Raw genomic sequence first — 26,819 nt, forward strand, 5'->3', positions numbered from 1 at the left:
ACCTGCTTCCGCAGGTCAGGCCTTGATCATTCAGGGTGAGTGACGGGACTTGAACCCGCGGCATCCTGGACCACAACCAGGTGCTCTACCAGCTGAGCTACACCCACCATGTCCGGTCTTGAGTTTCTCCGACCGGCCGAGAAAAAGTGTACAGGGTCCGAAGGGGTGCTCGCGCACCGCTTTTTCGGGGGCCCAGCAGGGCCCCGTCAAAGGCGTGTCCGGTGCTATTCGGTGGGCAGGACGTGCTTCGCGGCGATGGTGCGGGCGGTCTCCGAGTCGGGTCCCGGCTGCGGGACGAAGATCGCCTCGCGGTAGTAGCGGAGCTCGGCGATGGACTCGCGGATGTCGGCCAGGGCGCGGTGGTTGCCGTTCTTGTCCGGGCTGTTGAAGTACGCCCGGGGGTACCAGCGGCGGGCCAGCTCCTTGATGGAGGAGACGTCCACGATGCGGTAGTGGAGGTACTCCTCCAGGGTCGACATGTCACGGAGGAGGAAACCCCGGTCCGTGCCCACCGAGTTTCCGCACAGCGGGGCCTTGCCCGGCTCCTTGACGTGCTCGCGTACGTAGGCGAGGACCTGCGCCTCGGCGTCCGCCAGGGTCGTACCCTCGGCCAGCTCGGAGAGGAGGCCGGATTTCGTGTGCATCGTGCGCACCACGTCCGGCATCGTCTCCAGCGCCGCGTCCGGCGGGCGGATCACGATGTCCACCCCGTCACCGAGTACGTTCAGCTCAGAGTCGGTGACCAGCGCGGCCACCTCGATGAGCGCGTCATCCGACAGCGAGAGACCGGTCATCTCGCAGTCGATCCACACCATGCGATCGTTCATGTGCCTCACCCTACGGCCCACTACGCCCAGGTGAACCGCCCGTGCGTGCCACCGGGCGGGGACCCGAGGGCCCCCGCCCGGTGAGAACGGCGGGATTGGTGCGAATGACGCGACCTGCGGGGACTACGGGGCGCTGCGTTGCCCCGGCAGGCTCGGCCGTCCCGCCGCGTACAGCTCAGCGCCCGCCCTGCCCGGGTCCGTCGACATTGACGTGGACTGCCCGACGATGCCCGCGGCCGCCGTACGCCGGGTCTGCGGCGGAACCGGGTTCTCCTGGTGGATGGCCGGTGGCGGTCCCGCCGGACCCGCGGCGCCGTCCGAGTCCGAGGACGGCCGGTCGGCGGACTGCGGACGACGGGCCCGGTACGCGGCCCGGTACGCGGCCGGCGACGAGCCGAGCTGGCGCCGGAAATGACCCCGGAGCGCGACCGGCGAACGGAAGCCGCAGCGGCCCGCGACCTCGTCGACCGAGTAGTCCGACGTCTCCAGAAGACGCTGCGCCTGGAGCACCCGCTGCGTGATCAGCCACTGCAGGGGAGCGCTCCCGGTGAGCGACCGGAAACGGCGGTCGAAGGTCCGCCGGCTCATGTACGCGCGAGCCGCCAGCGTCTCCACGTCGAACTGCTCGTGGAGATGCTCCAGCGCCCAGGCGACGACCTCCGCGAGGGGGTCGGCGCCGATCTCCTCAGGTAAAGACCTGTCGAGATAGCGCTCCTGACCGCCGCTGCGGCGCGGCGGGACCACCAGACGACGGGCCAGCGCGCCGGCCGCCTCGTTGCCGTGGTCCGTCCGCACGATGTGGAGGCACAGATCGATTCCGGCCGCCGTACCCGCCGATGTCAGTACGTCTCCGTCGTCCACGAAGAGTTCTCGTGGGTCGACATGGACGGACGGGTAGCGCTTCGCCAGCGTCGGCGCGTACATCCAGTGGGTGGTCGCTGGACGGCCGTCCAGCAGACCCGCCGCGGCCAGCACGAAGGCGCCGGTGCACAGCCCGACTATGCGGGCGCCTTCCTCGTGCGCCCGGCGCAGTGCGTCGAGCGCCTCCTCCGGCGGCGGCGAGGTGATCGACCGCCAGGCGGGCACGACCACCGTGCCTGCCCGCGAGATCGCTTCCAGGCCATGTGGCGCGGTGAGTTCCAGGCCCCCTGTGGTCCGCAGCGGGCCTTCCTCGCCCGCGCTCACCAAGAGGCGATATCGCGGTACGCCGGCGTCCTGGCGGTCAATCCCGAACACCGACAGCGGTATGGAACTCTCGAAGATGGGGCCGCCGCTGAACAGCAGCACCGCGACGATCTCCTTGCGGCGTCGCCCGGAAAGTTTCCGGGCCGCGGCTTCCGGCGCGGCAGTGGAGTCGTGGCTCATACTGCTAAGCCCCCCTCGGTGGTCGCGGCTCCTCGGTTGTGTCGCTCCTGCACGTTTCCCCTCGGTCCTGCACGAGTCCCCCGCCGTAAGACGTCAAGATCGAATCTACTGTGTCCCATGGCGCCAAGGTGACCAGTTCGGCACTCGGTGGAATGTCGACATGGCAACTTGGCGTGAAGCATTCGATCACGAAGCGTTGCACTCACGGGCCTTACAGGGAAGTGCGCCTCGTGGCAGTGGCCAATCCACGTAGGGTGCGCGCGCCCTCTGCGGCCCTTTCAGCGCAGGTCGAACGGGGGTTGGGGGGTCGTTCGACCAAGGAATGCGCCATACGCAGAAGTTGGCTGAAAAGAAGCGGGCGCGTGCGCGTAAACCGGTCAGTCGACCGGCTTGTTTCCTCCGCCGTGCCGACCGCCTCTGCGCGCCCCCACGCCATTCCTGCCGTGCGGGCCGCTCGCGCATTCCGCTTCGCGTGAGGCCGGTACCCCGTACGCGCCCCCGTACGGGCCCGGCACCCCGCGCGACGCCGGCACCCCGTGCGCTCCGCTCGCGCCGTGCCGTCCGCGGGCCGGAGCGCACTCCTCGGCGAGCAACTGCGCCGCACCCCGCTCGGACTGCCTCAGCAGCACCCGGCAGGCCGCGGTCACGGCCGCCAGGCCAAGGGCCGTACCGGCCGCGCCGGCGAGTGAGGTGCCGTACCAGACGAGGACCACGGGGACCAGCACGCAGCTGAAGGCCGCCCAGCGCACCACATCGCTCGCCGTGTCCGGGACGGGGGGTGCCGCGGTGTGCGCCCGGGGGGCGGGGCGGGACACGGTCTCGGGTCCGGGCACGGTGTGCTCCCTCGTACGTACCTAGTACTCCATTGCTCCCCCTGGCGGCGGCTGAACAGTTCAACGCGTGCTCGACCGGCAGGTCACTCAGCGGCATGCCTGGGTGAACCCTGTGCAAACCGCCTGTACGGGGCAGCAACCATTGCGTTACGGGCGCCTCCTCATGCATGCTCCGATGAACGCCGCGTAGCGCACGCGGGATCTGGGCAGAGGAGGAGTGGCGCCGTACCCTTGGGGGTATGGGGTTGGGAAGATGATTCCCGGACACAGCTCTGCCGCACGTTGACGTCGTCCCACCACGAGGATCCAAACGCCGAGATACCCATGGCCGGTCACGAATACTTCGATCCCGCGGACCGCCAGCGCCCGCTCGCCGATCCCACGGCGGCCGAGCCCCTGGCGGCGGAGGAACTCCGCCAGTCCTGCGATCCCGCCTTCAAGCACGGCGTCGTCGTCGGTTTCGACGGCTCGACGTCCAGCGAGCGTGCCCTCGCCTACGCGATCGGCATGGCCCATCGCTCCGGCTCCGGCCTGATCATCGTCCACGTCGCCAACCGGCTGCCCACCACCGTGTGGGCGGGCTGCGAGCCCCCGGTCTTCGTCGACGTTCCGGACCATCGCACCGAGGTGCTCGGACTCGAGCTCGCCTGCGCCGAGTATCTGGCCGAGGTCCCGTGGATCCTCGTCGAGCGCGGCGGCGACATCTGCCACGAACTCGAAGAGGTGGGGCGGGAGTACGAGGCGGACGCGATCGTCGTCGGCTCCACGCACGGCATCGTCGGGCGCATCTTCGGCTCGGTCGCGGGCCGGCTCGCCAAGCGCGCGCAGCGTCCTGTTGTCGTCATTCCCTGAGTGATTCCCCGAGCGCCGGGCGAACCCTGTCGTTGCCGTTCCGCAACTCCTTGTTGTCCCAGGTGAGATGAGCCTTCGGCGCGGTCAACTCCCTTTTGACGCCGGGTAGAAAGCCGCTCAAATCTACTCGTGCGTAGATGTGTTTGTGCGCTTGTGAAGGGCATATATCGGTCACCGCACAACCGCACATGCACGAAGGGAGCCCGCCGTGGACAATGACGTCTCCGCGGGAAGCACCACCTCGATCCTCGGCCAACTCGCGCTAGGACTCACCCTGCTGGCCTTCGGCCTCGGTCACACCGAGGTCATCGACAGCGTGACGGCAGCCGACTCCGTCTCCCTCGCCACGTACGTCGGTGGCATCGCGCTCTTCGTCGCCGGGCTGTTCGCCTTCCGCGACCGTGACGCCTTCACCGGTACGGCGTTCTCCGCGCTCGGGGCGCTCTGGTTCACCTGGGGTGTCTCGGCCGATGCGACCCTCTCCGCGAACGCGGCGGGGCTCTTCCTGCTGCTGTTCGCCCTTGTCGCGCTCAGCCTGACGCTCGGGGCGTCCGGCGCCTCGCAACTCACCCGCGGGGCATACGGGTTGCTCTTCGTGGCGATGCTGCTCCTCGCCATCGGGCAGTTCGGTGACTCCGAGGGGCTTGCCAAGGTCGGGGGCTGGTTCGCCGCGGCCGCGGGTGCGCTTGCCTGGTACTCGGCGACTGCTGCGCTGGCCCACTGGCCTACCGCTCTTCCCAGGCGCGCCGCCGGCCGGGGGGTGACGGCCACCGGCTGAAGCTGGCGCGGGCCGGGGAACTGGGCGGCCCCGGCTCCTGAAAAGAACGGGTCCCTGCGTGCTGGTGGCACGCGCAGGGACCCGTTCTTCGTGTGTTCTTCGGCTGCGGGTCGTGGGGGTTGCTCGCGCCCCGCGGCGGAGCCGCATGTTGTCACAGCCCCGCGCCCCTGACGGGGCGCTCCCGTGCACCGGGGTTTTCTACTCCACCGTTACCGACTTGGCGAGGTTCCTCGGCTTGTCGATGTCGCGGCCCAGTACCAATGCTGCGTGGTAGGCGAGGAGTTGGAGGGGGATGCCCATGAGGATCGGGTCGAGCTCGTCCTCGTTCTTCGGGACGACGATCGTCTGGTCGGCCTTCTCCAGTTCCCGGTGCGCCACCGCGAGGATCTTGCCGCTGCGGGCCTTGATCTCTTCCAGGGCGGCACGGTTCTTCTCGAAGAGGTCGTCGTCGGGGACGATCGCGACCGTCGGCAGGGAGGGCTCGATCAGCGCCAGCGGGCCGTGCTTCAGCTCCGAGGCCGGGTAGGCCTCGGCGTGGATGTACGTGATCTCCTTGAGCTTCAGCGAGGCCTCACGGGCCACCGGGTAGCCGCGCACCCGGCCGATGAAGAGCATCGAGTGGGCCTGGGCGTACTCGGCGGCCAGCTTCTTGATCTCGTCCTCCCGCTCCAGGATCTCGGAGATCTGGCCGGGCAGCTTGCGCAGGCCCTCGATGATCCGCTTGCCGTCGCGCACCGACAGGTCGCGGGTGCGGCCCAGGTGCAGCGCGAGCAGCGCGAAGGCGACCGTGGTGTTCGTGAAGCACTTGGTGGAGACGACGCAGACCTCGGGGCCCGCGTGCACGTACATGCCGCCGTCGGCCTCGCGGGCGATGGCGCTGCCCACCACGTTGACCACGCCGAGGACCCGCGCGCCCTTGCGCTTCAGCTCCTGGACGGCGGCGAGGACGTCGTACGTCTCACCGGACTGGGAGACCGCGACGTACAGCGTGTCGGGGTCGACCACGGCGTTGCGGTAGCGGAACTCGGAGGCCGGCTCGGCGTCCGCGGGGATGCGGGCCAGCTCCTCGATCATCTGGGCGCCGATCATGCCCGCGTGGTAGGAGGTGCCGCAGCCGAGGATCTTCACGCGGCGGATCTGGCGGGCCTCGCGGGCGTCCAGGTTCAGGCCGCCGAGGTGCACGGTGGAGAAGCGGTCGTCGATGCGGCCGCGCAGCACGCGGTCCACGGCGTCGGCCTGCTCGTGGATCTCCTTGTGCATGTACGTGTCGTGGCCGCCCATGTCGTACGAGGCGGCCTCCCACTCGACGGTGGTGGGCTCGGACGTCGTACGGGTGCCCTCGGTGGTGTACGTACGGAAGTCGTCGGCCTTGAGGGTGGCCATCTCGCCGTCGTCCAGGGTCACTATCTGACGCGTGTGGGTGACCAGGGCGGCGATGTCCGAGGCGACGAACATCTCCTTCTCGCCGATGCCGAGGACGACCGGGGAGCCGTTGCGGGCCACCACGATGCGCTCGGGGAAGTCGGCGTGCAGGACCGCGATGCCGTACGTGCCCTCGATCACGCGCAGCGCGTCGCGGACCTTGTCCTCCAGCTTCTCCTGCTGGGAGCGGGCGATGAGGTGGGTGAGGACCTCGGTGTCGGTCTCGGAGAGGAACTCGACGCCGTCGGCTTCGAGCTTCTTCCGCAGGTCGGAGGCGTTGTCGATGATGCCGTTGTGGACGACGGCGACCTTGCCGTCGGCCGACATGTGCGGGTGGGCGTTCACGTCGGAGGGGGCGCCGTGGGTGGCCCAGCGGGTGTGGGCGATACCGGTGGTGCCGGCGAAGCGCTTGGGGACCTTGGCCTCCAGGTCGCGGACCCGGCCCTTGGCCTTGACCATCTTCAGGCCGGAGGACTTGGGGGTCGTCACGACGATGCCCGCCGAGTCGTAGCCCCGGTACTCCAGTCGCTGCAGGCCCTCAAGGAGGAGGGGGGCGACGTCACGCCTGCCGATGTATCCGACGATTCCGCACATAAATGACGTTTCCTAGCCGTAGATGATCTAGCCGTAGACGATGCGGCGCAGCTGCCTGAGCGTGAGCTCCGGCGGCGCGACCGCGCGGTATTTCAGGTCCGCCTCGATCCGTTCGAAGATCGACGCGTTCACCAGGCCCTGTGCCTGGAGCTCGCGGTGGCGGCGACGGACGTACTCCTCGGTCGTCTCGTCGAAGTAGGCGAGCACGTCCTGGACCACACGCAGCGCCTCGCCCCGGTTGAGGGGCGAGGAGCGCGTCAGATGATCAACAAGTTCGTCGTGCACCCGTTGATCCTGAGGTAAAGCGCTGGCAATCGCAAGAATCCTGCCCGATATCGGGCAAGAGGCTGTTGAAACTCTTATGGGACCCTGTTCGGGGCCTGTTCATGCTGTGTCCTGCGTATCGATGGATGCCAGGAGCACCTTTTTCAGCCATGGACACTCCTCGCATGGGCGTACCGGAGAAGCTCGCCGGACGCATGAGCATGGCCGAGCAGCACGAATACCTCCGCACCAAGTTCTCGCGGCGCACGATGATCAGAGGCGGCGCCGTGACCCTGGGCGCCGTCGCGGGCGGCGCCTTCGTGCCGGGCGCGGTCGCACAGGCCGCTGTACCGACCCAGAAGACCGGCACCGAGAAGGTCGACGGCGCGCTCGTCGCCCCCTTCGGCCGCCACCTCGCCTACGGCACCGACCCGAAGACCGAGATGACGGTCTCCTGGCAGGTCCCGGCCGCCGTCAGCAAGCCGTACATCCGCATCGGCGCCCACCCCTGGGACCTCTCCCGCAAGATCGGGGCCGAGGTGCGCAGCCTCTACACCCCGGCCGGCGTCGGAGCGAGCGCCGACCACACGCAGTACTACGTGCACGCGCAGCTCACCCACCTGCGCCCCGGCCAGACGTACTACTACGGCGTCGGCCACGACGGCTTCGACCCGGCGTCCGCACACCTCGCGGGCACCCTCGGCACCTTCACCACCGCGCCCGCCAAGTCCGAGCCGTTCACCTTCACGGCCTTCGGCGACCAGGGCGTCAGCTACCACGGTCTTGCCAACGACGCCCTGATCCTGGGCCAGAACCCGGCCTTCCACCTGCACGCGGGCGACATCTGCTACGCCGACCCGACCGGCGCGGGCCAGACCGCCGACACCGGCTTCGACTCGCGCACCTGGGACCAGTTCCTCGCGCAGACCGAGACGGTCGCCAAGCAGGTGCCGTGGATGGTGGCGTACGGCAACCACGACATGGAGGCCTGGTACTCGCCCAACGGCTACGGCGGCGAGGAGGCCCGCTGGCAGCTCCCGGACAACGGGCCCGACAAGAAGAACCTCCCCGGCGTCTACTCCTTCACGCACGGCAACACGGCGATCATCTCGCTGGACGCCAACGACATCTCCTGGGAGATCCCGGCCAACCTCGGCATCTCCGGCGGCACCCAGACCAAGTGGCTGGAGGCCCAGCTCAAGAAGTACCGGGCCGCCCACGGCATCGACTTCATCGTGGTCTTCTTCCACCACTGCGCCTACTGCACCTCGACCGCGCACGCCTCCGAGGGCGGCGTACGGCAGGAGTGGGTGCCGCTCTTCGAGAAGTACACCGTCGACCTGGTGATCAACGGCCACAACCACGTCTACGAGCGCACCGACGTCATCAAGGGCAACAAGGTCGCCAAGGAACTGCCGATCGGTGCCACCGCCTACCCGGAGACCGACGGCATCGTCTACGTCACGGCGGGCGCGGCCGGCCGCAGCCTGTACGCGTTCAGCGCCGACGAGTCCTACGAGGGCCACGTCAAGGACAACGAGTCCGTGGCTTCCTTCGTAGTCCAGAAGGGCAACGTCCACGAGGCCGAGACGGTCGCGTGGTCCCGCGTGCGCTACCTCAACTACTCGTTCCTGCGCGTGGATGTGAAGCCGGCAGCGAAGGGCCACCTGGCCACGCTGAAGGTACGGGGCATCGCGGAGACGGGCGAAGAGGTAGACGCGTTCACGGTGGCACGCCGGGTTCGCTGAGCGCCCCTTTAGGGGCGCGGGGAACTGCGCGACCAGCCACACACGGCCCGCAGACGGCAGGCGGTCCTCACATCCTCTTGAGGACCGCCTGTTTCGCGAGAGCGAACTCATCGTCCGTCAGGACACCGGACTTGTGCAGCTCCCCGAGCTCCCGCAGCCTGCGCAACAGGGCGTCATGGTCGGCCTCGGTGACGGGGGCCGGCTCCTTCACCGGCTCCGGGGAAGAACCCGCAGGGTGAGGCAACCGCACCTGCACCGCCGCCGCCACCAGCGCCATCAGCGGATCCTTCTTGAACCCCCACAGCTCAACGGAGTTGGGGTCGTACTTGGGCGGAGCCTTCGTCCCCGCACCGCGCACGGTGAACCGCAGGCACCCGTTCTCCAGGCCGGCCGACGGATGCCACTCGACGCCGGTGATGTCTCCCAGGGCCAGTGAACGAACCCCGGCGGCAGCCTTCGCGTCCTCGGTCTTCCAGTTCCACTCCAGCCGTACGTGTTCGCCGTCGAAGCTCGCGGTGCCGTCCCCGGCGGAGACGGACAGCGGCAGGGCGGGGCCGGGCAGCAGATACCCGTCGACGGGGCCGGACGGCACCTCGTCCAGGAGCAGCGCGTTGCGGACCTCGTCCACGAGGTACTCGGCGACGCCGTAGCGGTCGGACTCGACGGTGAGCTGGTAGGGGTCGTTCGGCTCCGCGAGCTTGCCGCCGGTCGCCTGGAGCAGCGGGTCGGCGCCGTCGCGCAGTCTGAGCCTCAGCCGCCCGCTCTTCCTGCCCTGTTCGAAGGAGATCCCCGCCAACGCGCCGAGCGGGACGGTCAGTTCACCCAAGGTCTTGCGGAGCAGGCTGACGTTCTTGTCGCGCCCGGGTGTCAGGCGCAGGGCGTCACCGTCGAAGATCCAGGTGCCGTCCTTCTGGATGATTTCCGCCATGAGGGGGATTGTTTCACCGGCTGTACGGGAGAGTGGTCTATACCCATTCGAAGGGAGCGCATGTGAGACAGCACAGAACGCCCCGTCTGCTCAGCACGCTGCTGCTCGTGGCGGCCGCCTCCATCTCCGTCGTCGGCGCGGCACCCCCCGCGGCCGACCGGGCTGTCACCCCGCTCGGCCAGGTGATTCCGGCGCCCGCCTCGGTCGAAGCGGGCGGATCCGCGTACCGGATCACCGGCGACACCCGCATCCGTGTCGACGGCTCGCGCGAGGCCCGCAAGGTCGGCGAGTACCTCGCGGACGTCCTGCGGCCCTCCACCGGCTACCGCCTGCCGGTCACGTCCTCGCACGGTGGCGGCATCCAACTCCGTATCGGCGCGAAGGACTTGGGCGCCGAGGGCTACCGCCTCGACAGCGGCAGGTCCGGCATCACCATCACCGCCGCCAAGCCGGCCGGCCTCTTCCACGGCGTGCAGACCCTGCGCCAGCTGCTCCCGGCCGCCGTCGAGAAGGACTCCGTGCAGCCCGGCCCCTGGCTCGTCGCGGGCGGCACCATCGAGGACAGCCCGCGCTACGGCTACCGGGGCGCGATGCTCGACGTCTCCCGGCACTTCTTCACCGTCGATCAAGTCAAGCGCTACATCGACGAGTTGGCGCTCTACAAGGTCAACAAGCTGCACCTGCACCTCAGCGACGACCAGGGCTGGCGCATCGCGATCGACTCCTGGCCGCGGCTCACCACGTACGGCGGCTCCACGCAGGTCGGCGGCGGGCAGGGCGGCTACTACACGAAGGCCCAGTACAAGGACATCGTCCAGTACGCGGCCTCGCGCTATCTGGAGGTCGTCCCCGAGATCGACATGCCGGGGCACACGAACGCCGCGCTCGCCTCGTACGCGGAGCTGAACTGCGACGGAGTCGCGCCGCCGCTGTACACCGGCACGGACGTCGGCTTCAGCTCGCTGTGCGTGTCGAAGGACATCACGTACGACTTCGTGGACGACGTGATCCGCGAGCTGGCCGCGATCACCCCGGGCAAGTACCTGCACATCGGCGGGGACGAGGCCCACTCCACGACGCACGCCGACTATGTGGCCTTCATGGACCGGGTGCAGCCGGTCGTCGCCAAGTACGGCAAGACAGTGGTTGGTTGGCACCAGCTGACCGGGGCGACTCCCGCGAAGGGCGCACTGGCCCAGTACTGGGGGCTCGACGACACCAGCGCGGCGGAGAAGGAGCAGGTGGCGAAGGCCGCGCAGAACGGGACGGGTCTCGTGCTGTCGCCCGCCGACCGGGTCTACCTGGACATGAAGTACACCGCGGACACCCCGCTGGGGCAGGACTGGGCGGGCCTTGTGGAGGTGCAGCGGTCCTACGACTGGGATCCGGGCAACTACCTTCCCGGAGCCCCTGGCTCGGCGATCAAGGGCGTCGAGGCGCCGCTGTGGACCGAGACGATCGTGACCTCGGCGAACATCGACTACATGGTGTTCCCGCGGCTGCCCGGGGTGGCCGAGCTCGGCTGGTCGCCCGTGTCCACGCACGACTGGGACGCGTACAAGGTGCGGCTCGCGGCACAGGGGCCGCGGTGGGACGCGCTGGGGATCGGCTACTACAAGTCGCCCCAAGTTCCCTGGCCAACTGCGTAGTTACGGATACAGAGGTGGGGCTCAGGAGGACCGTCTCCTGAGCCCCACCCCCGGTTTCAGAGACCCGCGATCGGGTTCTTCAGGTTGCCGACGAGCTGGAGGGCTCCGGACGGGTCGGCGAGGTCCACCATCTGCTTGTTGTTGCGCAGCTGCAGGCGGTTGAGGCAGGACAGTGCGAACTCCGGCGCGAACATGTCGTACTGCCGGAACTTGTCGGCGAGTTCGGGCGTCGCATCCTGGTACGAGCGGACGGACTCGGCGACCGTCCGCCAGAACAGGTCCTCGTCGAGGATGCCCTCGGCGTCGAGGTCGGAGGCGAGGAAGCGGAAGAAGCAGTCGAAGACGTCCGTGAAGATCGACAGGAGCTTCTTCTCCTCGGGGACCTCGACCCGGATCCGCTCGACGGCCGGCGGCAGCACCGCCTGCGGGTCCAGGACCGCGATCTCCTCGGCGATGTCCTTGTAGATCGCGCGCTGCACGACGCCGTCCTTCAGGACCAGGATGACGTTCTCGCCGTGCGGCATGTACACCAGGTCGTAGGCGTAGAAGCTGTGCAGCAGCGGGGTGAAGTAGGCGCGCAGATAGCGGCGCAGCCACTCCACGGGGTTCAGCCCCGACCGCTCGATCAGCGCGCCCGCGAAGGACCTGCCCTCGTGGTCGACGTGGGCGAGCGAGGCCATCGTCGCCAGGGTCTCGCCCTCCTGGAGCGCGGGCACCGGGCTCTCCCGCCACAGGGCGGCGAGCATTTTGCGGTACGGGGAGTAGCGGTCCGTGGCGGCCTCGTACTCCAGGTGGCGGTAGCCCACGGCGGCGCGCTCGCGGATGACCGACAGACCGGTCGACTTCAACACCGGGTCGTTCTCGACGAGTTGGGCCAGCCAGTCGTTGATCGCCGGGGTCGCCTCCATGTACGCGGCCGAAAGTCCGCGCATGAAGCCCATGTTGAGGACCGAGAGCGCCGTTTTCACGTAGTGCTTCTCGGGGTGGGACTTGTTGAAGAACGTCCGGATCGACTGCTGCGCCAGGTACTCGTCGTCGCCCTCGCCGAGGCAGACGAGACGCTGCTGGGCGACCTCGGCCGCGAAGGTCACCGAGAGCTTGTTCCACCACTGCCAGGGGTGGACGGGGATGAGGAGGTAGTCGTCGGCGTCGAGGCCCTGATCCGTGAGGATCCTGGCGAACCGCTCGACGGTCTCCGCGCCCAACTCCTCGCGCAGGAAGGACTCGTACTCGATGCCCACACCCGCGGTGAACGCCGCGCGTGAGCGGTGCGCGGCCAGCCACACCAGCCGGACCGGGCTCGCGGTCTCGGGGGCGTACGACAGATAGTCGTGGACCCCGAAGCCGAGTCGCCCGTTGTTGGCGACGAAGCAGGGGTGGCCCTCGGTCATGCCGGTCTCGATGTCCTGGAAGCCGCTTTTCACGAGCTCGGCGACCGGGATCTGCGGCTTGGTGAGTTTGAAGCAGGTGCCCGAGAGGGTGGAGGAGATCTCCTCCAGGTAGACGGGCAGGACCTCGTCGCTCAGGCCCAGCGTCTTCTGCAGCTCGATGAAGAAGTCCAGGGCGGCGAGCGGGAGTTCGGATCCGTCGCGGTGGCGGCTGATCGACTCGGCGTCGACCTGCCAGTGGTCGAGTGCGCGGAGGCGGGCGGTGAAGCGGTAGCGGGTCAGCCCGTCGTCGCTGCGGACGGTGTACTGGTCCTTGCCCTGCGCCTCCGGGGTGATCAGCCGCTCGTGGGCGAACTCGGCGAGCGCCTTGCGGACGAGCAGGCGGTTGGCGCGGTCCCAGCGCTCCGGGGAGAGGTGGGCCACGGCGTCGGACAGGGTCATATCGCCACACTCCGTGCTTCTCGTATCGCGGCGTCGAACTGTTCACGGGTGCAGAAGCTGAGCAGCGCGCGCTTCTCGGGCTTCTCGATCTCGCGCTCGGGGACGAATCCGACCACTTCGTTGAGCGCGTGCACCGCCTTGTTGGTCACATCGGGTTCGACCACGACCCGCCGGGTGGCCGGGTCGGCGAACAGCTCCGCCATCACGGCGGTGATCACGGCCCGGGTGAAGCCGTGCACGGGGGTGTCCGTCGGCGCGACCAGGAAGTGCATGCCTACGTCGCCGGGCTCGGGCTCGTACAGGCCGACCAGCTCGATGTAGCGGGGGTCGTACTTCTCCATCAGGAACGCGGGTTCGCCGTCGCGCAGCCCGAGGTACGCGTGGTGGTGCTCGGCGGCCGCGATGGCCATGTACTCCCGCTCCACCTCCTGCAGTTTCGCGTTCTGCATCATCCAGAAGGCGGCCTTGGGGTGGGTCACCCAACTGTGCAGCAGCTCGGCGTCCTTGAGGGGGTCGAGGGCGCGGATGGTGAGCGTGCCGATGTCGGTGGCGGTCGTGCCGCTCATACGGTTCATACGGTTCATACGGTTCATACGGCGAACTCCTGGAACGCGATCGCCTTCTCGACGGGGTAGTACTCGGTGCCGAGCAGCTCCCGGATGATGTACGCGTTGCGGTACGCGCCCATGCCGAGGTCCGGCGAGGTGATCGAGTGCGTGTGGACGCCGGCGTTCTGGAGGAAGATGCCGCGGCCCGTCGTGTCGATAGCGTAGTTGCGGGCCACGTCGAAGTTGCCGCGCGAGTCGTAGCGCAGACGTTCGTGGACCGGCTTGAGGAACTCGGGCTCGGCGTACTTGTAGCCGGTGGCGAGGATCAGACCCTGGGAGTCCAGCTCGTACTCCTTGCCCTGCTCCTCCTGGCGCAGGCCGAGGGTGTACGTCCCGTCCGAGTAATTCGCCGTGTTGAGCGAGGAGTTGGTGAGCAGCCGGGTGGGGACCGGGCCGCCGACCTTCTTCTGGTAGAGCAGGTCGAAGATCGCGTCGATCAGCTCGCCGTCGATGCCCTTGAACAGGCCCTTCTGCTCCGTCTGGAGGCGGTAGCGGGTCGGCTCGGGCAGCGCGTGGAAGTAGTCGATGTACTCCGGGGAGGTCATCTCCAGCGTGAGCTTGGTGTACTCGAGCGGGAAGAAGCGCGGCGAGCGCGTGACCCAGTTCAGCTGGTAGCCGTGGACGTCGATCTCGCTCAGCAGGTCGTAGTAGATCTCGGCGGCGGACTGGCCGCTGCCGACGAGCGTGATCGACTCCTTGCTCTGCAGCTCCTGCTTGTGGTGCACATAGCGGGAGTTGTGGATGAAGTCGCCGCCGAGTCCGGCGCAGGCCTCGGGGATGTACGGCGGGGTGCCCGTGCCGAGGACCAGATGCCGGGCGCGGAACACCTCGTCGCCGTCCGTGCGGACGACGTACACCTCGGCGCGTTCGTCGTACGTCACCTCGGTGACCGTCGTGCTGAAGCGGACGCTGGACAGTTTGGAGGCGGCCCAGCGGCAGTAGTCGTCGTACTCGACCCGGAGGGGATAGAAGTTCTCCCGGATGTAGAACGAGTACAGACGGCCGGACTCCTTCAGGTAGTTGAGGAAGGAGTACGGGGACGTCGGGTCGGCCAGCGTGACCAGGTCCGACATGAAGGGGGTCTGGAGGTGCGCGCCCTCCAGGAACATCCCGGAGTGCCACTCGAAGTGGGGCTTGGAGTCGAGGAAGACGCCGTCGAGTTCGACGATCGGCTCGGTGAGGCAGGCGAGGCCGAGGTTGAAGGGGCCGAGACCGATCCCGACGAAGTCGTACGTCTTGGCGGGGGATTCAGGAAGCGCGGTCAAGGGATTCTCCCAGGTACTGCTCGGCGTGGCCGGCGATCAGATCGAGTACGGCGGTGATGTCGTCCGTCGTGGTCTCGGGGTTCAGCAGGGTGAACTTCAGGTAGTGACGGCCGCCGACCTTCGTGCCCGCGACGACGGCGTCACCGGAGGCGAACAGGGCCTTGCGGGCGTACAGGTTGGCGCGGTCGATCTCCGAGGGATCGGTGACGGCGGCCGGGATGTAGCGGAAGACGAGGGTGGAGAGCGAGGGCTCCACGACGACATCGAAGCGCGGGTCCGCGGCGAGCAGCTTCCAGCCCTCGGCGGCCAGGTCGCAGACCTCGTCGAAGAGTTCGCCGATGCCGTCGGCGCCCATCACACGCAGCGTCATCCACAGCTTGAGCGCGTCGAAACGGCGCGTGGTCTGCAGGGACTTGTCCACCTGGTTGGGGATACGTTCCTGCACCATGCGGCGCGGGTTGAGGTACTCCGCGTGGTAGGTGGCGTGGCGCAGCGTGGCGGCGTCCCGGACGAGGATGGCGGACGAACTCACCGGCTGGAAGAAGGACTTGTGGTAGTCCACCGTGACCGAGTCGGCGCGCTCGATGCCGTCGATGCGGTCACGGTTCTTCAGGGAGGTGAGCAGCCCGCAGCCGTAGGCGGCGTCCACGTGCATCCAGGCGCCGAACTGGGAGCACAGCTCGGCGATTTCGGGCAGCGGGTCGATGGAGCCGAAGTCGGTGGTGCCGGCGGTGGCGACGACGGCCATGGGGACGAGGCCGGCGCTCTTGCAGCGTTCCAGCTCGTGCGCGAGCGCGACCGTCTGCATGCGCTTGTCGTTCCCGACGGGGATCGAGACGACGGAGTCCGCGTTCAGGCCGAGGAGTTTGGCCGACTTCTTGACGCTGAAGTGGCTGGCCTCGGAGGCGAAGATGCGCAGTTTGGCGAGGCTGTCGGACTTGGCCTCCTCGCGGGCGAGCAGCAGTGCCTGGAGGTTGGACTGCGAGCCGCCGGAGGTGAACACGCCGTCGGCGGCCGGGCCGAGGCCGATCCGCTCGTTCGTCCAGTCGATGAGCTTGCGCTCGATGAGCGTGCCGCCTGCCGACTGGTCCCAGGTGTCCAGGGAGGAGTTGACGGCCGAGAGGACCGCCTCGCCGACCACGGCCGGGATGACGACCGGGCAGTTGAGGTGCGCGAGGTAGCGCGGGTGGTGGAAGTAGATCGCGTCCCGGAGGTAGACCTCTTCGAGTTCGTCGAGGGCCGCCGTGGTGTCGTGCAGCGGGCGGTCCAGGTCGATCCGCTCGATACGGGGAGCGAGGGCGTCGACCGTGACACCCGTGAACGGACGGTCTGCGGTGGCGAGTTTGGCCGCCACCCGCTCTATGCCTTCGGTCGCGGAGCGGCGGTACCGCTCCGCGGTCGTGTCGTTGAGCAGGTGCGAGCGCATGTGGGGGTCCTCCGTGCGGGGAGCGTCCGGGCGGGACATGAGTGAGGGCGGAATCGCGCGTTCAACTTAGGCTAGCCTAACCTAAGTCGATCGTGCGACCCTGCCCCAGTGGTGTCTTCCTGTCCCATGAGTGACGAACGCCTCGTCCAGGACCGCGGGTTACTCCTGCTCGCGCAGTTGCTCCTCGGTCAGCCCGCGCCGCCAGTAGCCGACGAAGGTGATCCGCCTGCGGTCGATCTCACGCTCGCGCACGAGATGCCGGCGCAACTCCTTCACCTGGCCGGACTCGCCCGCGATCCAGACGTACGGTCGTTCTGCGGGCGGGAGTTGTGCGGCTCGCACGGCGTCGACGGCCATGGGGGAGCTGTCGTCGCGCACGAGCCAGGTGATGTCCGCGTCGGCGGCGATCACCAGGTCCTGGATGTCCTCGGTGTGCTCGACCTCCAGCCAGGCCCGTGCGCGGGTGCCGGCCGGGAGCGATTCGAGGATGGCGGAGGCGGCGGGCACGGCGGTCTCGTCGGCCCAGACGACCACCAGGTCGGTGTCCTCCGGCGGGCGGAAGCGGATCGCCCTGTTGTCCTCGATCGCCGGACCGAGCAGCAGGACGCGGTCACCGGGGGCCGCCTCGGACGCCCAGCGGGACGCGGGTCCCGCGGGCGTCTCGGCCTCCGGCTCCACGCCGTGCAGCACGAAGTCGATGTCGATCTCGTCGGGGTCCCGCCGCAGCGACCGCAGCGTGTACGAGCGCATCACCGCCCGTACGTCGTCCGGGAGTTCGCGCCAGGCCTGCCACCAGCCTCCCCCACTCTCGGCTTCGCTCGAGCGGGGGGACCCCCAGCCCAGTTCGATCGGGACGCGGGGCTCGGTCTGGCCCGGGTGCGGCAGGAAGAGGGAGAGGCTCTGGTCGAGGCCGCCCGAGGCGAACGCGCGCAGGTCCGGGCCCGCGAAGGTCACCCGGGCCAGAGACGGGCCGAGCCGCCTCGTCCGTACGACCTGGAGAGAGAAGAAACGGAACGGGGCGGCTACGGCCGTCGGCATAAGTGCTCCTGAGTCTGCGTCAGGGGATCACGACAGGGGGTGTCAGGCGACCTTCTTGGCGTTCTCGATGGCCTCGGCGAGGTTGTCGAGAAGCGGGGTGCACTTGGCGTAGGACACGATCGGCTCGGGGGAGCGGGCGATGACCTGGCCGGCCTTGACGGCGGGCAGCTTCTTCCAGGTGGCCTCGGTGATGTCGGCCGGCTGGATGGTCGCGCTGCGGTCGTCCATGATGATGATGTCCGCCGGGTACTTGTCGACGTTCTCCCAGCTCAGGTTCTCGAACCAGCCGCCACTGGCCTTCAGTGCGCTGGCCGAGGGCTCGACGATGTTCACGCCGAGCGCCTTGAAGTACTCCAGGTCGATGGAGAGGTTCGAGCCGGAGACGTAGAAGATGTCCTGGCTCGCGGAGCCGGCCAGGACCTTGATCTCCGGGCGGGCCTTGGCCGCCGCGCGGAGCCGCTCGGCGGCCGTCTCGAACTTCTTCTTCGCCTCGACGACCTTGGCGGCCTTCACGTCGGCGCCGAGCGACTCGGCGAGCGCGTACATGCGCTCCAGCGACACCGGCATCTGACGGTCGTACACGGAGATGCCGACGCTCGGGGCGAGCTTGAGGATCTTGTCCTTGGACTCCTCGGGGACGTACCAGAGGGTGCCCGCGTCGTCGAACAGCGTGGAGATCAGCACGTCGGGCGTGAGGGCCGCGTACTTCTCGATGTTGAACTGGCCCCACTCGTTGCCGAGCACCGTCAGCTTGCTGACGTCCATGTCGCCGGCCTGGACATCGGCCTTGCCGTCCGCGGTCGTGGTCGGGCCGAAGACGCCCTTGACCTCGATGCCGTAGTCGAAGAGTGCGGCGGCCACACCGGTGAAGGCGACTATGTTCGCCGGGATCTTGTCCAGCTTCACCGTGGTGCCGCGGTCGTCCTTGAACGTCCAGGGGCCGGCCGACGCGGCGGCCTTCGTCTCGTCCGCCGAGCCAGTGCTGGTCGAGTCGTCGTCTCCGCAGGCGGCGAGAACGGCACCGAGGCCGAGGGCGCCGCCGGCGGCGAGGATGCCGCGACGGGTGACGTGGGTGGCACGGGCGTTGGACATGTGTGTGGCTGCTTTCGGCACGGGGCGGGAGCGCCCGCCTGACAAGTTCGAAGGTAGGTTAGCCTAACCTCAGCAGTTGTCCAGAGGTGGGTCCCATCTGCCGGAATGCCCGCAGTGCGTAAGGCCGACGGCGGTCCACACGTACGACGGCGCCGCGGTCCACGGCGGAAGCCGGGAGCCGCGACGCCTGACGTCACTGGCTGATTCCGATCGCCTCGGACGATCAGACCTTGCCCTTGCTGACCACCCACTTGCCGTTGACCCAGTTGCCGACCGTCTCGTAGCCGGAGCGGAAGGAACCGAGCCAGTTCAGCTTGAGACCGGCCTCGGCGGTGGACCTGACGGGGGTGTAGCTGCCGGCCTCGTCGGCCGGGCCGCCCGTGGTGTTCTCGGCGATGTACGGGAACGGGTAGACCGGGCGGGTGGCGGTCGTGTTCCCGCTGCTGTCAACGGACTTGGTCGTCAGGCTGCTCGGGGCGTCGCCCTTCGTGACCCAGTCGACCATGGCGGTCAGCGCGTCGAAGGTGTTCGGGCCCTGGCCGCCGCCGCAGTGCGCGACGCCGGGGAGCAGGAACAGCCGGGCGAAGCTCTCGGTCGCCGCGGCGCCGCCCATGACCTTCTGTACGGCCTTGTAGTACGCCATGGTGCCGACGGCCGGGATGTGCTGATCGCCCAGCCCGTGCCAGAGGATCAGCTTGCCGCCAGCCGCCTTGAACGCCTTCAGGTCCGGGTCGGTGGCGTCGTACATGCCCTCGCCCAGCGCCATGACCTTCTTGTAGTAGGCCGCCGTGAACTTGATGTCCTTGTAAGTCAGCGTCGGCTGGGGGCTGTTGAAGATCTGGTACCGGATGGTCTCGCGGACGAAGCTGATGTCGCCGGAGGCGCCGGTGGCCGTGGCGGGGGTGATGATCCCGGCCCAGTTCAGCTCGGAGCCGCGCAACTGGTAACCCGGGTACAGCAGTTCACCGTTCTCGTCGGTCGGCCCTGCGTAGATCCGGCGCAGGGTGGTGACCTGGTCCGCGGTCAGGCAGTAGTCGGCGGACGTGGAGGTCTGTCCGGCCGCGCACTTGATGGTGGCCGGGTCCCAGGTGCAGCTCAGCGGGTCGGCGATGATGCCGTCGGCGGGTGCGCCGCAGCCCTTGAGCACGGCCTCGTGCAGCGCCGCGAGGTCGGCGTTGGTGATCGTGGCCGGGCCGCCGTTGAGGTAGACGGACTGGGCGGTCCAGGCGTGCGAGAAGGTGTTCAGCGCGGTGAAGTTGTTGGCCGGGGCGCCGGCGATGATGCCGTCGAAGTCGGTCGGGTAGCGCTGAGCCTCCGTCAGGGCCTGGTGGCCGCCCTGCGAGCAGCCGTCGAAGTAGGAGTGGGTGGCGGCCTGCCCGTAGTACGTCTTGATGAGGACCTTGGCCGCCTGGGCGAGCAGGTGGTCGGACTTGTAACCGAAGTCGGCGCGCAGGGTGGGGTCGGTGGAGAACAGTCCGCCGCCCTGCGAGTGGCCCTCGTCGCTGGAGGCGACGGCGAAGGCGCCGCTGGTCAGCGGGACGCAACCGGCCGAGGCGGGGGCGCTGTTCACGTTCACGCTGCCGCAGAGACCGCCGCAGCCGACCTGGAGGTAGTTGGCCTGCCAGCCCGTCTGCGGAAGACGCAGCTCGAAGTGGATCTGCGGGGCGATCACGCCCTTCACCACGCACGCCGCCCAGTTGCCGAGCGTGTTGCTGCCGGCGGCCAGCTCCGTGGCCGAGGTGATCTCGAAGGGCACATCGGGGACGGCGGCGGCCAGGTCCTGCGACGCGATACCGGTGCAGGACATGGCCGGCGCTATGCCGGAGGAAGTGCTGCTCGATGTGGTGGCGTTGACCGAGGCGGAGGTGGAGGCCGTTGCCTGCGTGCTGCCGGTCGCGCCGTTGGCGAGCGCCATGCTCCCGCCGGTCACCAGCGCGAGGCCGGCGGCGAGGGTGGCCATGAAGGTCGCTGATTTCCACCGGTGCCATCTGAACAGCGTGGGCATGCTCGGGTCTCCATTCGATCGGCGGCACGGGACGCCGGCCGGCCGCACCGCCCCGGGGAGGGGGGTGCGTTCAGCGACGGCACAGCGAAGGAACGTAGCCCGGCGTTAATCCTGGCGCAATAGATGTCGACGAGATTGTCGACGATTTCGTCAGAGGTTTACCGGGTCTGGCGGGCCGGTTCGGTCCGGTCCCGCATTCCGGGGGAGGGGGCGGATTTCGACACCGCCGCCTGTCTTCAGTCGCCGGCGGTGGGGGCCTGCTTGTACGTCAAAGGTTGAAAGCGGATTTCCGCCGATGGGTGCCCTCACCACCCGGCGTTGCATGATCATGCGTTCTGTTGCATAATCTTGCCATGTCCAAGGTCCTCACCTCCCTCCCCACCGGCGAGCGCGTCGGCATTGCCTTCTCCGGCGGGCTCGACACCTCGGTCGCCGTCGCCTGGATGCGTGACAAGGGCGCCGTCCCGTGCACGTACACCGCCGACATCGGCCAGTACGACGAGCCCGACATCGCGTCCGTGCCCGACCGTGCCTTCGCCTACGGCGCCGAGATCGCCCGGCTCGTCGACTGCCGTGCTGCGCTGGTCGAGGAAGGTCTTGCGGCGCTCGCGTGCGGCGCGTTCCACATCAAGTCGGGCGGGCGCCCGTACTTCAACACCACGCCGCTGGGGCGTGCCGTGACCGGCACGCTGCTGGTGCGGGCCATGCTCGAGGACGGGGTCCAGATCTGGGGCGACGGCTCCACGTTCAAGGGCAACGACATCGAGCGGTTCTACCGGTACGGGCTGCTCGCCAACCCGCACCTGCGGATCTACAAGCCCTGGCTGGACGCGGACTTCGTCACGGAGCTCGGCGGCCGCAAGGAGATGTCGGAGTGGCTGCTCGCGCACGAGCTGCCCTACCGGGACTCGACGGAGAAGGCGTACTCCACGGACGCCAACATCTGGGGCGCCACGCACGAGGCCAAGACCCTTGAGCACCTCGACACCGGCATCGAGACGGTCGACCCGATCATGGGCGTGCGGTTCTGGGACCCGTCGGTGGAGATCGCCACGGAGGACGTGACGGTCGGCTTCGACCAGGGCCGCCCGGTCACCATCAATGGCAAGGAGTTCGCCTCCGCGGTCGACCTCGTCATGGAGGCCAACGCGATCGGCGGCCGGCACGGCCTCGGCATGTCCGATCAGATCGAGAACCGGATCATCGAGGCCAAGAGCCGCGGCATCTACGAGGCGCCCGGCATGGCGCTGCTGCACATCGCCTACGAGCGCCTGGTCAACGCGATCCACAACGAGGACACCGTGGCCGCGTACCACAACCGGGGCAGGCAGCTCGGCCGGCTGCTCTACGAGGGCCGCTGGCTGGACCCGCAGGCGCTGATGGTGCGTGAGTCGCTGCAGCGCTGGGTCGGCGCGGCGATCACCGGCGAGGTGACCGTGCGGCTGCGGCGCGGCGAGGACTACTCGATCCTCGACACCCAGGGCGCGGCCCTCAGCTACCACCCGGACAAGCTCTCCATGGAGCGCACCGAGGACTCGGCGTTCGGCCCGGTGGACCGGATCGGCCAGCTCACCATGCGGAACCTGGACATCGCGGACTCCCGTGCCCGGCTCGAGCAGTACGTGGGGCTCGGCCTGGTCGGCACCGCCCACCCGACGCCGATCGGCGCCGCGCAGGCGGCCTCGACCGGTCTGATCGGCGCCATGGACACGGGCGGCGCGGAGGCGATCGCCTCGCGCGGCGAGGCCACGGACGAGGAGACGATGCTGGACCGGGCGGCGATGGAGTCGGGCACGGACTGAGTCCGGCAGGCCGGCCGGTCACCCGGCCCCGGGCCGCCCGGTCACCCGGCCCCCGGTCACCCGGGCCGCCCGGTCACCGGTCGTCGGGGACCAGCTGTCGGTCACCGGTGGTGGGAGGCAGGTGCCGGTAGGAGATCACCGGCCGCCGGTGATCGGCCGTCGGTGTCCCGCCGTAGGCCACCAGTCGTCGGCTCGGCGGCGGGAGTCAAGTGCCGGTAGCAGACCACCAGCCGCCGATCACCGGTGCGGGAGTCAGGCGCCGGTCGCAGAACACCGGCGCCGGTCACCAGCGTCAGTCGCAGAACACCAGCGCCGGTCACCAGCGCCGGTCACCAGCGCCGGTCACCGGTGGTGGGCGCCAAGCGCCGTTCGTACGCACCCGGGCAGCGGGCCCCGGCGGATTCACCCGCCGGGGCCCGCCCCTGCGTCGATCAGCCCACGAGCCCCAACTCCCGGGCGATCAGCATCCGTTGTACCTCACTCGTCCCCTCCCCGATCTCCAGGATCTTGGAGTCGCGCCACATCCGGGCCACCGGGTACTCGTTCATGAAGCCGTAGCCGCCGTGGATCTGGGTGGCCTCGCGGGCGTTGTCGACGGCGATGGTGGAGGAGTAGAGCTTGGCGATCGCCGCCTCCTTCTTGAAGGGTTCTCCGGCGACCAGCCGGGAGGCGGCGTCGCGCCAGCCGACGCGGGCCATGTGCGCCTTCATCTCCATATCGGCGATCTTGAACTGGATGGCCTGGTAGGCGCCGATGTTCTTGCCGAACGCGTGCCGTTCCCTGGCGTACTTCACCGACTCGTCGACGCAGCCCTGGGCGAGCCCGGTCGCGAGGGCGGAGATGGCGATGCGCCCCTCGTCGAGGATGCGGAGGAACTGGGCGTAACCGCGGCCTTCCTCGCCGAGGAGGTTGGCGGCGGGGACGCGGACGTCCGCGAAGGACAACTCCCGGGTGTCCGAGGCGTTCCAGCCGACCTTGGAGTACGGGGCGGCGACCGTGAAGCCCGGGGTGCCGGACGGGACGATGATCGAGGAGATGTGCGGCCTGCCGTCTTCCTTGCGGCCCGTGACCGCGGTGACCGTGACCAGGCCCGTGATGTCGGTGCCCGAGTTGGTGATGAAGCACTTCGTGCCGTTGATCACCCACTCGTCCGTCGCCGGGTCGAGGCGGGCCGTCGTGCGGGTCGCGCCCGCGTCCGAGCCGCCGTCCGGTTCGGTCAGCCCGAACGCGCCGAGGATCTCGCCGGAGCAGAGGCGGGGCAGCCACTCGGCCTTCTGGGCGTCGGTGCCGAAGAGGTGGATCGGCATGGCGCCGAGTGAGACGCCGGCCTCCAGGGTGATGGCCACGGAGGAGTCGACGCGGGCCAGTTCCTCCAGCGCGATACCGAGGGCGAGATAGTCGCCGCCCATGCCGCCGTACTCCTCCGGGAACGGCAGCCCGAACAGGCCCATCCGGCCCATTTCCCGCACGATCTCGTACGGGAACTCGTGCCGCTCGTAGAAGTCACCGATCTTCGGTGCGACGACATCGTGGGCGAACTCCTCGACCGTACGGCGGAGTTCGTCGAGTTCGGGGGAGAGGCGGTGATCGAGGGACATGGGGTCACTCCTTGTGCTGCTGTGGTGTTCCACCGAGCGCTTTGACGGTGCGGGACGGGCTGGGTCGGCCCAACTGGTCGGCCATCCACACGCTGGTGGCGGTGAGACGGCCGAGATCGACCCCGGTGTCGATACCGAGGCCCTGGAGCATCCATACGAGGTCTTCGGTGGCCAGGTTGCCGGTCGCGGACTTGGCGTACGGGCAGCCGCCGAGGCCGCCGGCGGAGGCGTCGATCGTCGTGACACCGTGCTGGAGCGCGGCGAGGGTGTTGGCGAGCGCCTGGCCGTAGGTGTCGTGGAAGTGCACGCCGATCGAACTGGTCGGCACACCCTCCTCGTTGAGCTCGGCGAGGAGGGCCTGTACATGGCCGGGTGTCGCCACGCCGATGGTGTCGCCGAGGCTCAGCTCGTCGCAGCCCATGTCGAGCAGCGTCCTGCAGACGCGGACGACCTGGTGGATGGGGACGGCGCCTTCCCAGGGGTCGCCGAAGCACATCGAGAGGTAGCCGCGGACGTGGAGCTTGTCCTTCTTGGCGTGGGCGATGACCGGATCGAACATGGCCAGCGCCTCGTCGACCGTCCGGTTGAGGTTGGCCTTCGCGAAGGTCTCCGTGGCGCTGGCGAAGACGGCGACGCGGGTGGCGCCCAGTGCGCGGGCCCGGTCGAGACCGCGTTCGTTCGGTACGAGTACCGGGAGGTGGACGCCCGGCAGATCCCGTACGAGGGGGAACAGCTGCTCCGCGTCCGCGAGTTGGGGCACCCAGTCCGGGTGGACGAAGCTGGTGGCCTCGATGGTGGTCAGGCCCGCTTCGGCCAGGCGCCGGATGAACTCCGCCTTGACCTCGGTCGGCACGGTCGCCTTCTCGTTCTGCAGCCCGTCGCGTGCGCCGACCTCGTGGATCCTCACCCGGGCGGGCAGGTCCTGGGCCGGTACGGCCATGGGCAGTCCCGATACGGTCATTCCGCCTCCTCGTGCGGTGCGATCACGGCGAGGACCTGGTCCATGGCGACCGTCGTGCCCGGTGTGACGTCCAGCTCGCTCACGGTCCCGGCGTGCGGTGCGGAGACGACGTGCTCCATCTTCATCGCCTCGACGACCAACAGGCTCTGCCCGGCGGCCACTTCGTCCCCGACGGCGACCTTCACCACGGTCACCGTCCCGGGCATGGGCGCGGTGAGCGAGTCGGCACCGGCGTGCGCGGCGCCGGTGAGGGAGGCGGCGACCGGGTCGTGGTCGCGGACCTGCCAGGCGTCACCGTCTCTGCCGAGCCAGTCGCCGGCCCGGTGGAAGGTGTGGCGCACGCCGTCCAGGACCACCGACACCTGGCCGGCGGTGACGGTGTGGGTGCCACGCGGAACGTACTCCACGGGGTCGAGCACACGCAGATGGAATCCCACGGGCTTGGGTTCGCCCCCCAGCCGCCAGCCGCTCGGCACCGAGAAGGGATTGGTCCAGCCGCTCGCACGAGGGGTGAGCGCATCGAGGCGTACGGCCGCGGCCGCCTCGTACACCGCCTCCGGCACCTCCACGGGGACGAGCCCCTCCGCCTCCCGCTCCACCAGACCCGTGTCCAACTCCCCGGCCACCACGGCGGGGTGGGCGAGCAGCCTCCGCAGGAACCCCGCGTTCGTCTGCACCCCCAGTGTCACCGTGTCCGCGAGGGCGGCCCGGAGTTTGCGCAGCGCGGTCGGGCGGTCCGGCCCGTACGCGATGACCTTGGACAGCATCGGGTCGTAGAGGGAACCGACCTCGCTGCCCTCGGTCAGCCCCGAGTCGGTGCGTACGCCGTCGCCCTGGGGCTCGTGCAGCGCGAGCACCGTGCCCCCGGAGGGGAGGAAACCGCGCGCGGGGTCCTCGGCACACACCCGCGCCTCCACCGCGTGCCCCGTGAGCGTGATGTCACCCTGCCCGTACGGGAGTTGCTCACCGGCTGCCACCCGGAGCTGCCACTCCACCAGGTCGAGCCCCGTGATCAGCTCGGTCACCGGATGCTCCACCTGGAGGCGGGTGTTCATCTCCATGAAGAAGTACGAGGAGGGGTCCACGCCCGGCACGATGAACTCCACCGTGCCCGCGCCCCGGTAACCGCAGGACCGGGCCGCCTGGACCGCCGCCTCGCCCATCGCGGCGCGGGTCCCGGCGTCGAGGAGCACACTCGGCGCCTCCTCGATGATCTTCTGGTGGCGGCGCTGCAGGGAGCACTCGCGCTCGCCGAGGTGGACCACGTTCCCGTGGCCGTCCGCCAGGACCTGGATCTCGATGTGCCGGGGGCGGTCGATCCACCGCTCGACGAGGAGGGTGTCGTCGCCGAAGGAGGCGTGGGCCTCGCGCCGGGCGGCCGCGATCTCATCGGAGAGCAGGGACGCATCCCGCACCAGCCGCATGCCCTTGCCGCCGCCGCCCGCCGAGGGCTTCAGCAGCACCGGCATACCGACCTCGCGGGCGGCGTCGACCAGCTCCGCGTCCGTGAGCCCGCTGCCGGACGAGCCCGGGACCACCGGGACGCCGGCCGCCTCGACCGTCTCCTTGGCGCGGATCTTGTCGCCCATCAGCGCGATCGCCTCCGCGGGCGGCCCGATGAAGACCAGCCCGGCGGCCGCGCAGGCCCGGGCGAAGGAGGCGTTCTCCGCGAGGAAGCCGTACCCGGGGTGCACCGCCTGTGCTCCCGAACGCGCGGCGGCCTCGAGGAGCCGCTCGGCGGACAGATAGCTCTCGGCGGCCGGCGCCGGACCGATCCGTACCGCCGTGTCCGCCTCGCGCACATGCCGGGCGTCGGCGTCGGCGTCGGAGAAGACGGCCACCGAGCGCACGCCGAGCGAGCGCAGCGTGCGGATGACCCGGACGGCGATCTCGCCCCGGTTGGCCACAAGAACGGTGTCGAACATCGTCAGAGGT

21 protein-coding genes and 1 tRNA gene are annotated in these 26,819 nt (G+C 69.1%); 5 read left to right on the plus strand and 17 right to left on the minus strand.

The genetic code is table 11. The annotated features are described in order from the left end of the window. Window positions 1-34: 34 nt before the first annotated feature. The 4 genes from OG246_RS15470 to OG246_RS15485 all read right to left on the minus strand — a co-directional run bounded on the left by OG246_RS15470 (window position 35) and on the right by OG246_RS15485 (window position 3,025). Window positions 35-107: transfer RNA gene (locus OG246_RS15470), tRNA-His, on the minus strand. 117 nt (window positions 108-224) lie between these two features. After that, window positions 225-827: an oligoribonuclease gene (gene orn / locus OG246_RS15475; RefSeq protein ID WP_266461705.1), complete on the minus strand. Its 603-nt coding sequence runs from the start codon at window positions 825-827 to the stop codon at window positions 225-227. Window positions 828-950: 123 nt separating this feature from the next. Beyond that, the gene (locus tag OG246_RS15480; RefSeq protein WP_266461709.1) at window positions 951-2,192 is read right to left on the minus strand and encodes a helix-turn-helix domain-containing protein; all 1,242 of its coding nucleotides are present in this window, start codon (window positions 2,190-2,192) and stop codon (window positions 951-953) included. 377 nt (window positions 2,193-2,569) lie between these two features. Continuing rightward, entirely contained in the window at window positions 2,570-3,025 is a 456-nt protein-coding gene (locus OG246_RS15485; protein ID WP_266461713.1) for a hypothetical protein, read from the minus strand. A gap of 324 nt (window positions 3,026-3,349) precedes the next feature. On the opposite strand from OG246_RS15485, the gene OG246_RS15490 reads away from it, so the two are divergent. Both OG246_RS15490 and OG246_RS15495 read left to right on the plus strand, forming a co-directional pair. After that, complete coding sequence (locus OG246_RS15490; RefSeq protein WP_266461716.1) at window positions 3,350-3,877, plus strand: universal stress protein; 528 nt, start codon at window positions 3,350-3,352, stop codon at window positions 3,875-3,877. 208 nt (window positions 3,878-4,085) lie between these two features. Then, window positions 4,086-4,655 carry a GPR1/FUN34/YaaH family transporter gene (locus OG246_RS15495; protein ID WP_266461719.1) on the plus strand — a complete coding sequence of 190 codons (570 nt, stop codon included), beginning with the start codon at window positions 4,086-4,088 and terminating at the stop codon, window positions 4,653-4,655. Between the two features lie 198 nt (window positions 4,656-4,853). On the opposite strand, the gene glmS is transcribed toward OG246_RS15495, so the two are convergent. Next, complete coding sequence (gene glmS, locus OG246_RS15500; RefSeq protein ID WP_266461722.1) at window positions 4,854-6,671, minus strand: glutamine--fructose-6-phosphate transaminase (isomerizing); 1,818 nt, start codon at window positions 6,669-6,671, stop codon at window positions 4,854-4,856. A 27-nt stretch (window positions 6,672-6,698) separates the two neighbouring features. Beyond that, complete coding sequence (locus OG246_RS15505; RefSeq protein ID WP_266461726.1) at window positions 6,699-6,956, minus strand: hypothetical protein; 258 nt, start codon at window positions 6,954-6,956, stop codon at window positions 6,699-6,701. Window positions 6,957-7,120: 164 nt separating this feature from the next. Between OG246_RS15505 and OG246_RS15510 the strand changes: the two genes are divergently transcribed. Further along, complete coding sequence (locus OG246_RS15510) at window positions 7,121-8,683, plus strand: metallophosphoesterase family protein (RefSeq protein ID WP_266464218.1); 1,563 nt, start codon at window positions 7,121-7,123, stop codon at window positions 8,681-8,683. Window positions 8,684-8,750: 67 nt separating this feature from the next. On the opposite strand, the gene OG246_RS15515 is transcribed toward OG246_RS15510, so the two are convergent. Then, on the minus strand, window positions 8,751-9,611 hold the full coding sequence (locus tag OG246_RS15515; RefSeq protein ID WP_266461730.1) for a DUF4429 domain-containing protein: 861 nt from the start codon (window positions 9,609-9,611) through the stop codon (window positions 8,751-8,753). A gap of 62 nt (window positions 9,612-9,673) precedes the next feature. On the opposite strand from OG246_RS15515, the gene OG246_RS15520 reads away from it, so the two are divergent. Continuing rightward, entirely contained in the window at window positions 9,674-11,260 is a 1,587-nt protein-coding gene (locus OG246_RS15520; RefSeq protein WP_266461734.1) for a beta-N-acetylhexosaminidase, read from the plus strand. 56 nt (window positions 11,261-11,316) lie between these two features. On the opposite strand, the gene OG246_RS15525 is transcribed toward OG246_RS15520, so the two are convergent. From OG246_RS15525 to OG246_RS15555, 7 genes are all read right to left on the minus strand, one after another. Then, a complete protein-coding gene (locus OG246_RS15525; protein WP_266461738.1) occupies window positions 11,317-13,089 on the minus strand; it encodes an IucA/IucC family siderophore biosynthesis protein in 1,773 nt (590 codons plus the stop codon). Next, window positions 13,086-13,673, minus strand: a complete 588-nt coding sequence (locus OG246_RS15530; protein WP_266464220.1) for a GNAT family N-acetyltransferase — start codon at window positions 13,671-13,673, stop codon at window positions 13,086-13,088. Before OG246_RS15530 ends, OG246_RS15525 begins: the two co-directional genes overlap by 4 nt. 5 nt (window positions 13,674-13,678) lie before the next feature. Further along, window positions 13,679-14,962 (minus strand): lysine N(6)-hydroxylase/L-ornithine N(5)-oxygenase family protein, encoded by a 1,284-nt coding sequence (locus OG246_RS15535; RefSeq protein WP_266461742.1) that lies wholly within the window; start codon window positions 14,960-14,962, stop codon window positions 13,679-13,681. Continuing rightward, window positions 14,946-16,388 carry a lysine decarboxylase DesA gene (gene desA / locus OG246_RS15540; protein ID WP_266461745.1) on the minus strand — a complete coding sequence of 481 codons (1,443 nt, stop codon included), beginning with the start codon at window positions 16,386-16,388 and terminating at the stop codon, window positions 14,946-14,948. Before desA ends, OG246_RS15535 begins: the two co-directional genes overlap by 17 nt. 159 nt (window positions 16,389-16,547) lie before the next feature. Continuing rightward, the gene (locus OG246_RS15545; RefSeq protein WP_266461748.1) at window positions 16,548-17,426 is read right to left on the minus strand and encodes a siderophore-interacting protein; all 879 of its coding nucleotides are present in this window, start codon (window positions 17,424-17,426) and stop codon (window positions 16,548-16,550) included. Window positions 17,427-17,468: 42 nt separating this feature from the next. Further along, window positions 17,469-18,518: an ABC transporter substrate-binding protein gene (locus OG246_RS15550; RefSeq protein WP_266461750.1), complete on the minus strand. Its 1,050-nt coding sequence runs from the start codon at window positions 18,516-18,518 to the stop codon at window positions 17,469-17,471. A 223-nt stretch (window positions 18,519-18,741) separates the two neighbouring features. Continuing rightward, on the minus strand, window positions 18,742-20,523 hold the full coding sequence (locus tag OG246_RS15555) for a tannase/feruloyl esterase family alpha/beta hydrolase (RefSeq protein ID WP_266461753.1): 1,782 nt from the start codon (window positions 20,521-20,523) through the stop codon (window positions 18,742-18,744). A gap of 353 nt (window positions 20,524-20,876) precedes the next feature. Here OG246_RS15555 and argG point away from each other — a divergent pair, with 353 nt between their 5' ends. Further along, on the plus strand, window positions 20,877-22,325 hold the full coding sequence (gene argG, locus OG246_RS15560) for an argininosuccinate synthase (RefSeq protein ID WP_266461756.1): 1,449 nt from the start codon (window positions 20,877-20,879) through the stop codon (window positions 22,323-22,325). Between the two features lie 431 nt (window positions 22,326-22,756). On the opposite strand, the gene OG246_RS15565 is transcribed toward argG, so the two are convergent. From OG246_RS15565 to OG246_RS15575, 3 genes are read right to left on the minus strand one after another with little or no spacing between them, the layout of a single operon-like run. Further along, on the minus strand, window positions 22,757-23,923 hold the full coding sequence (locus OG246_RS15565) for an acyl-CoA dehydrogenase family protein (protein WP_266461759.1): 1,167 nt from the start codon (window positions 23,921-23,923) through the stop codon (window positions 22,757-22,759). 4 nt (window positions 23,924-23,927) lie between these two features. Continuing rightward, the gene (locus tag OG246_RS15570) at window positions 23,928-24,884 is read right to left on the minus strand and encodes a hydroxymethylglutaryl-CoA lyase (RefSeq protein ID WP_266461762.1); all 957 of its coding nucleotides are present in this window, start codon (window positions 24,882-24,884) and stop codon (window positions 23,928-23,930) included. Continuing rightward, entirely contained in the window at window positions 24,881-26,809 is a 1,929-nt protein-coding gene (locus tag OG246_RS15575) for a biotin carboxylase N-terminal domain-containing protein (RefSeq protein WP_266461765.1), read from the minus strand. Before OG246_RS15575 ends, OG246_RS15570 begins: the two co-directional genes overlap by 4 nt. Between the last annotated feature and the right edge of the window lie 10 nt (window positions 26,810-26,819).

Origin of the sequence: Streptomyces sp. NBC_00620, from assembly GCF_026341825.1 — a bacterium.
In the GTDB taxonomy this organism is placed as follows: Bacteria; Actinomycetota; Actinomycetes; order Streptomycetales; family Streptomycetaceae; genus Streptomyces.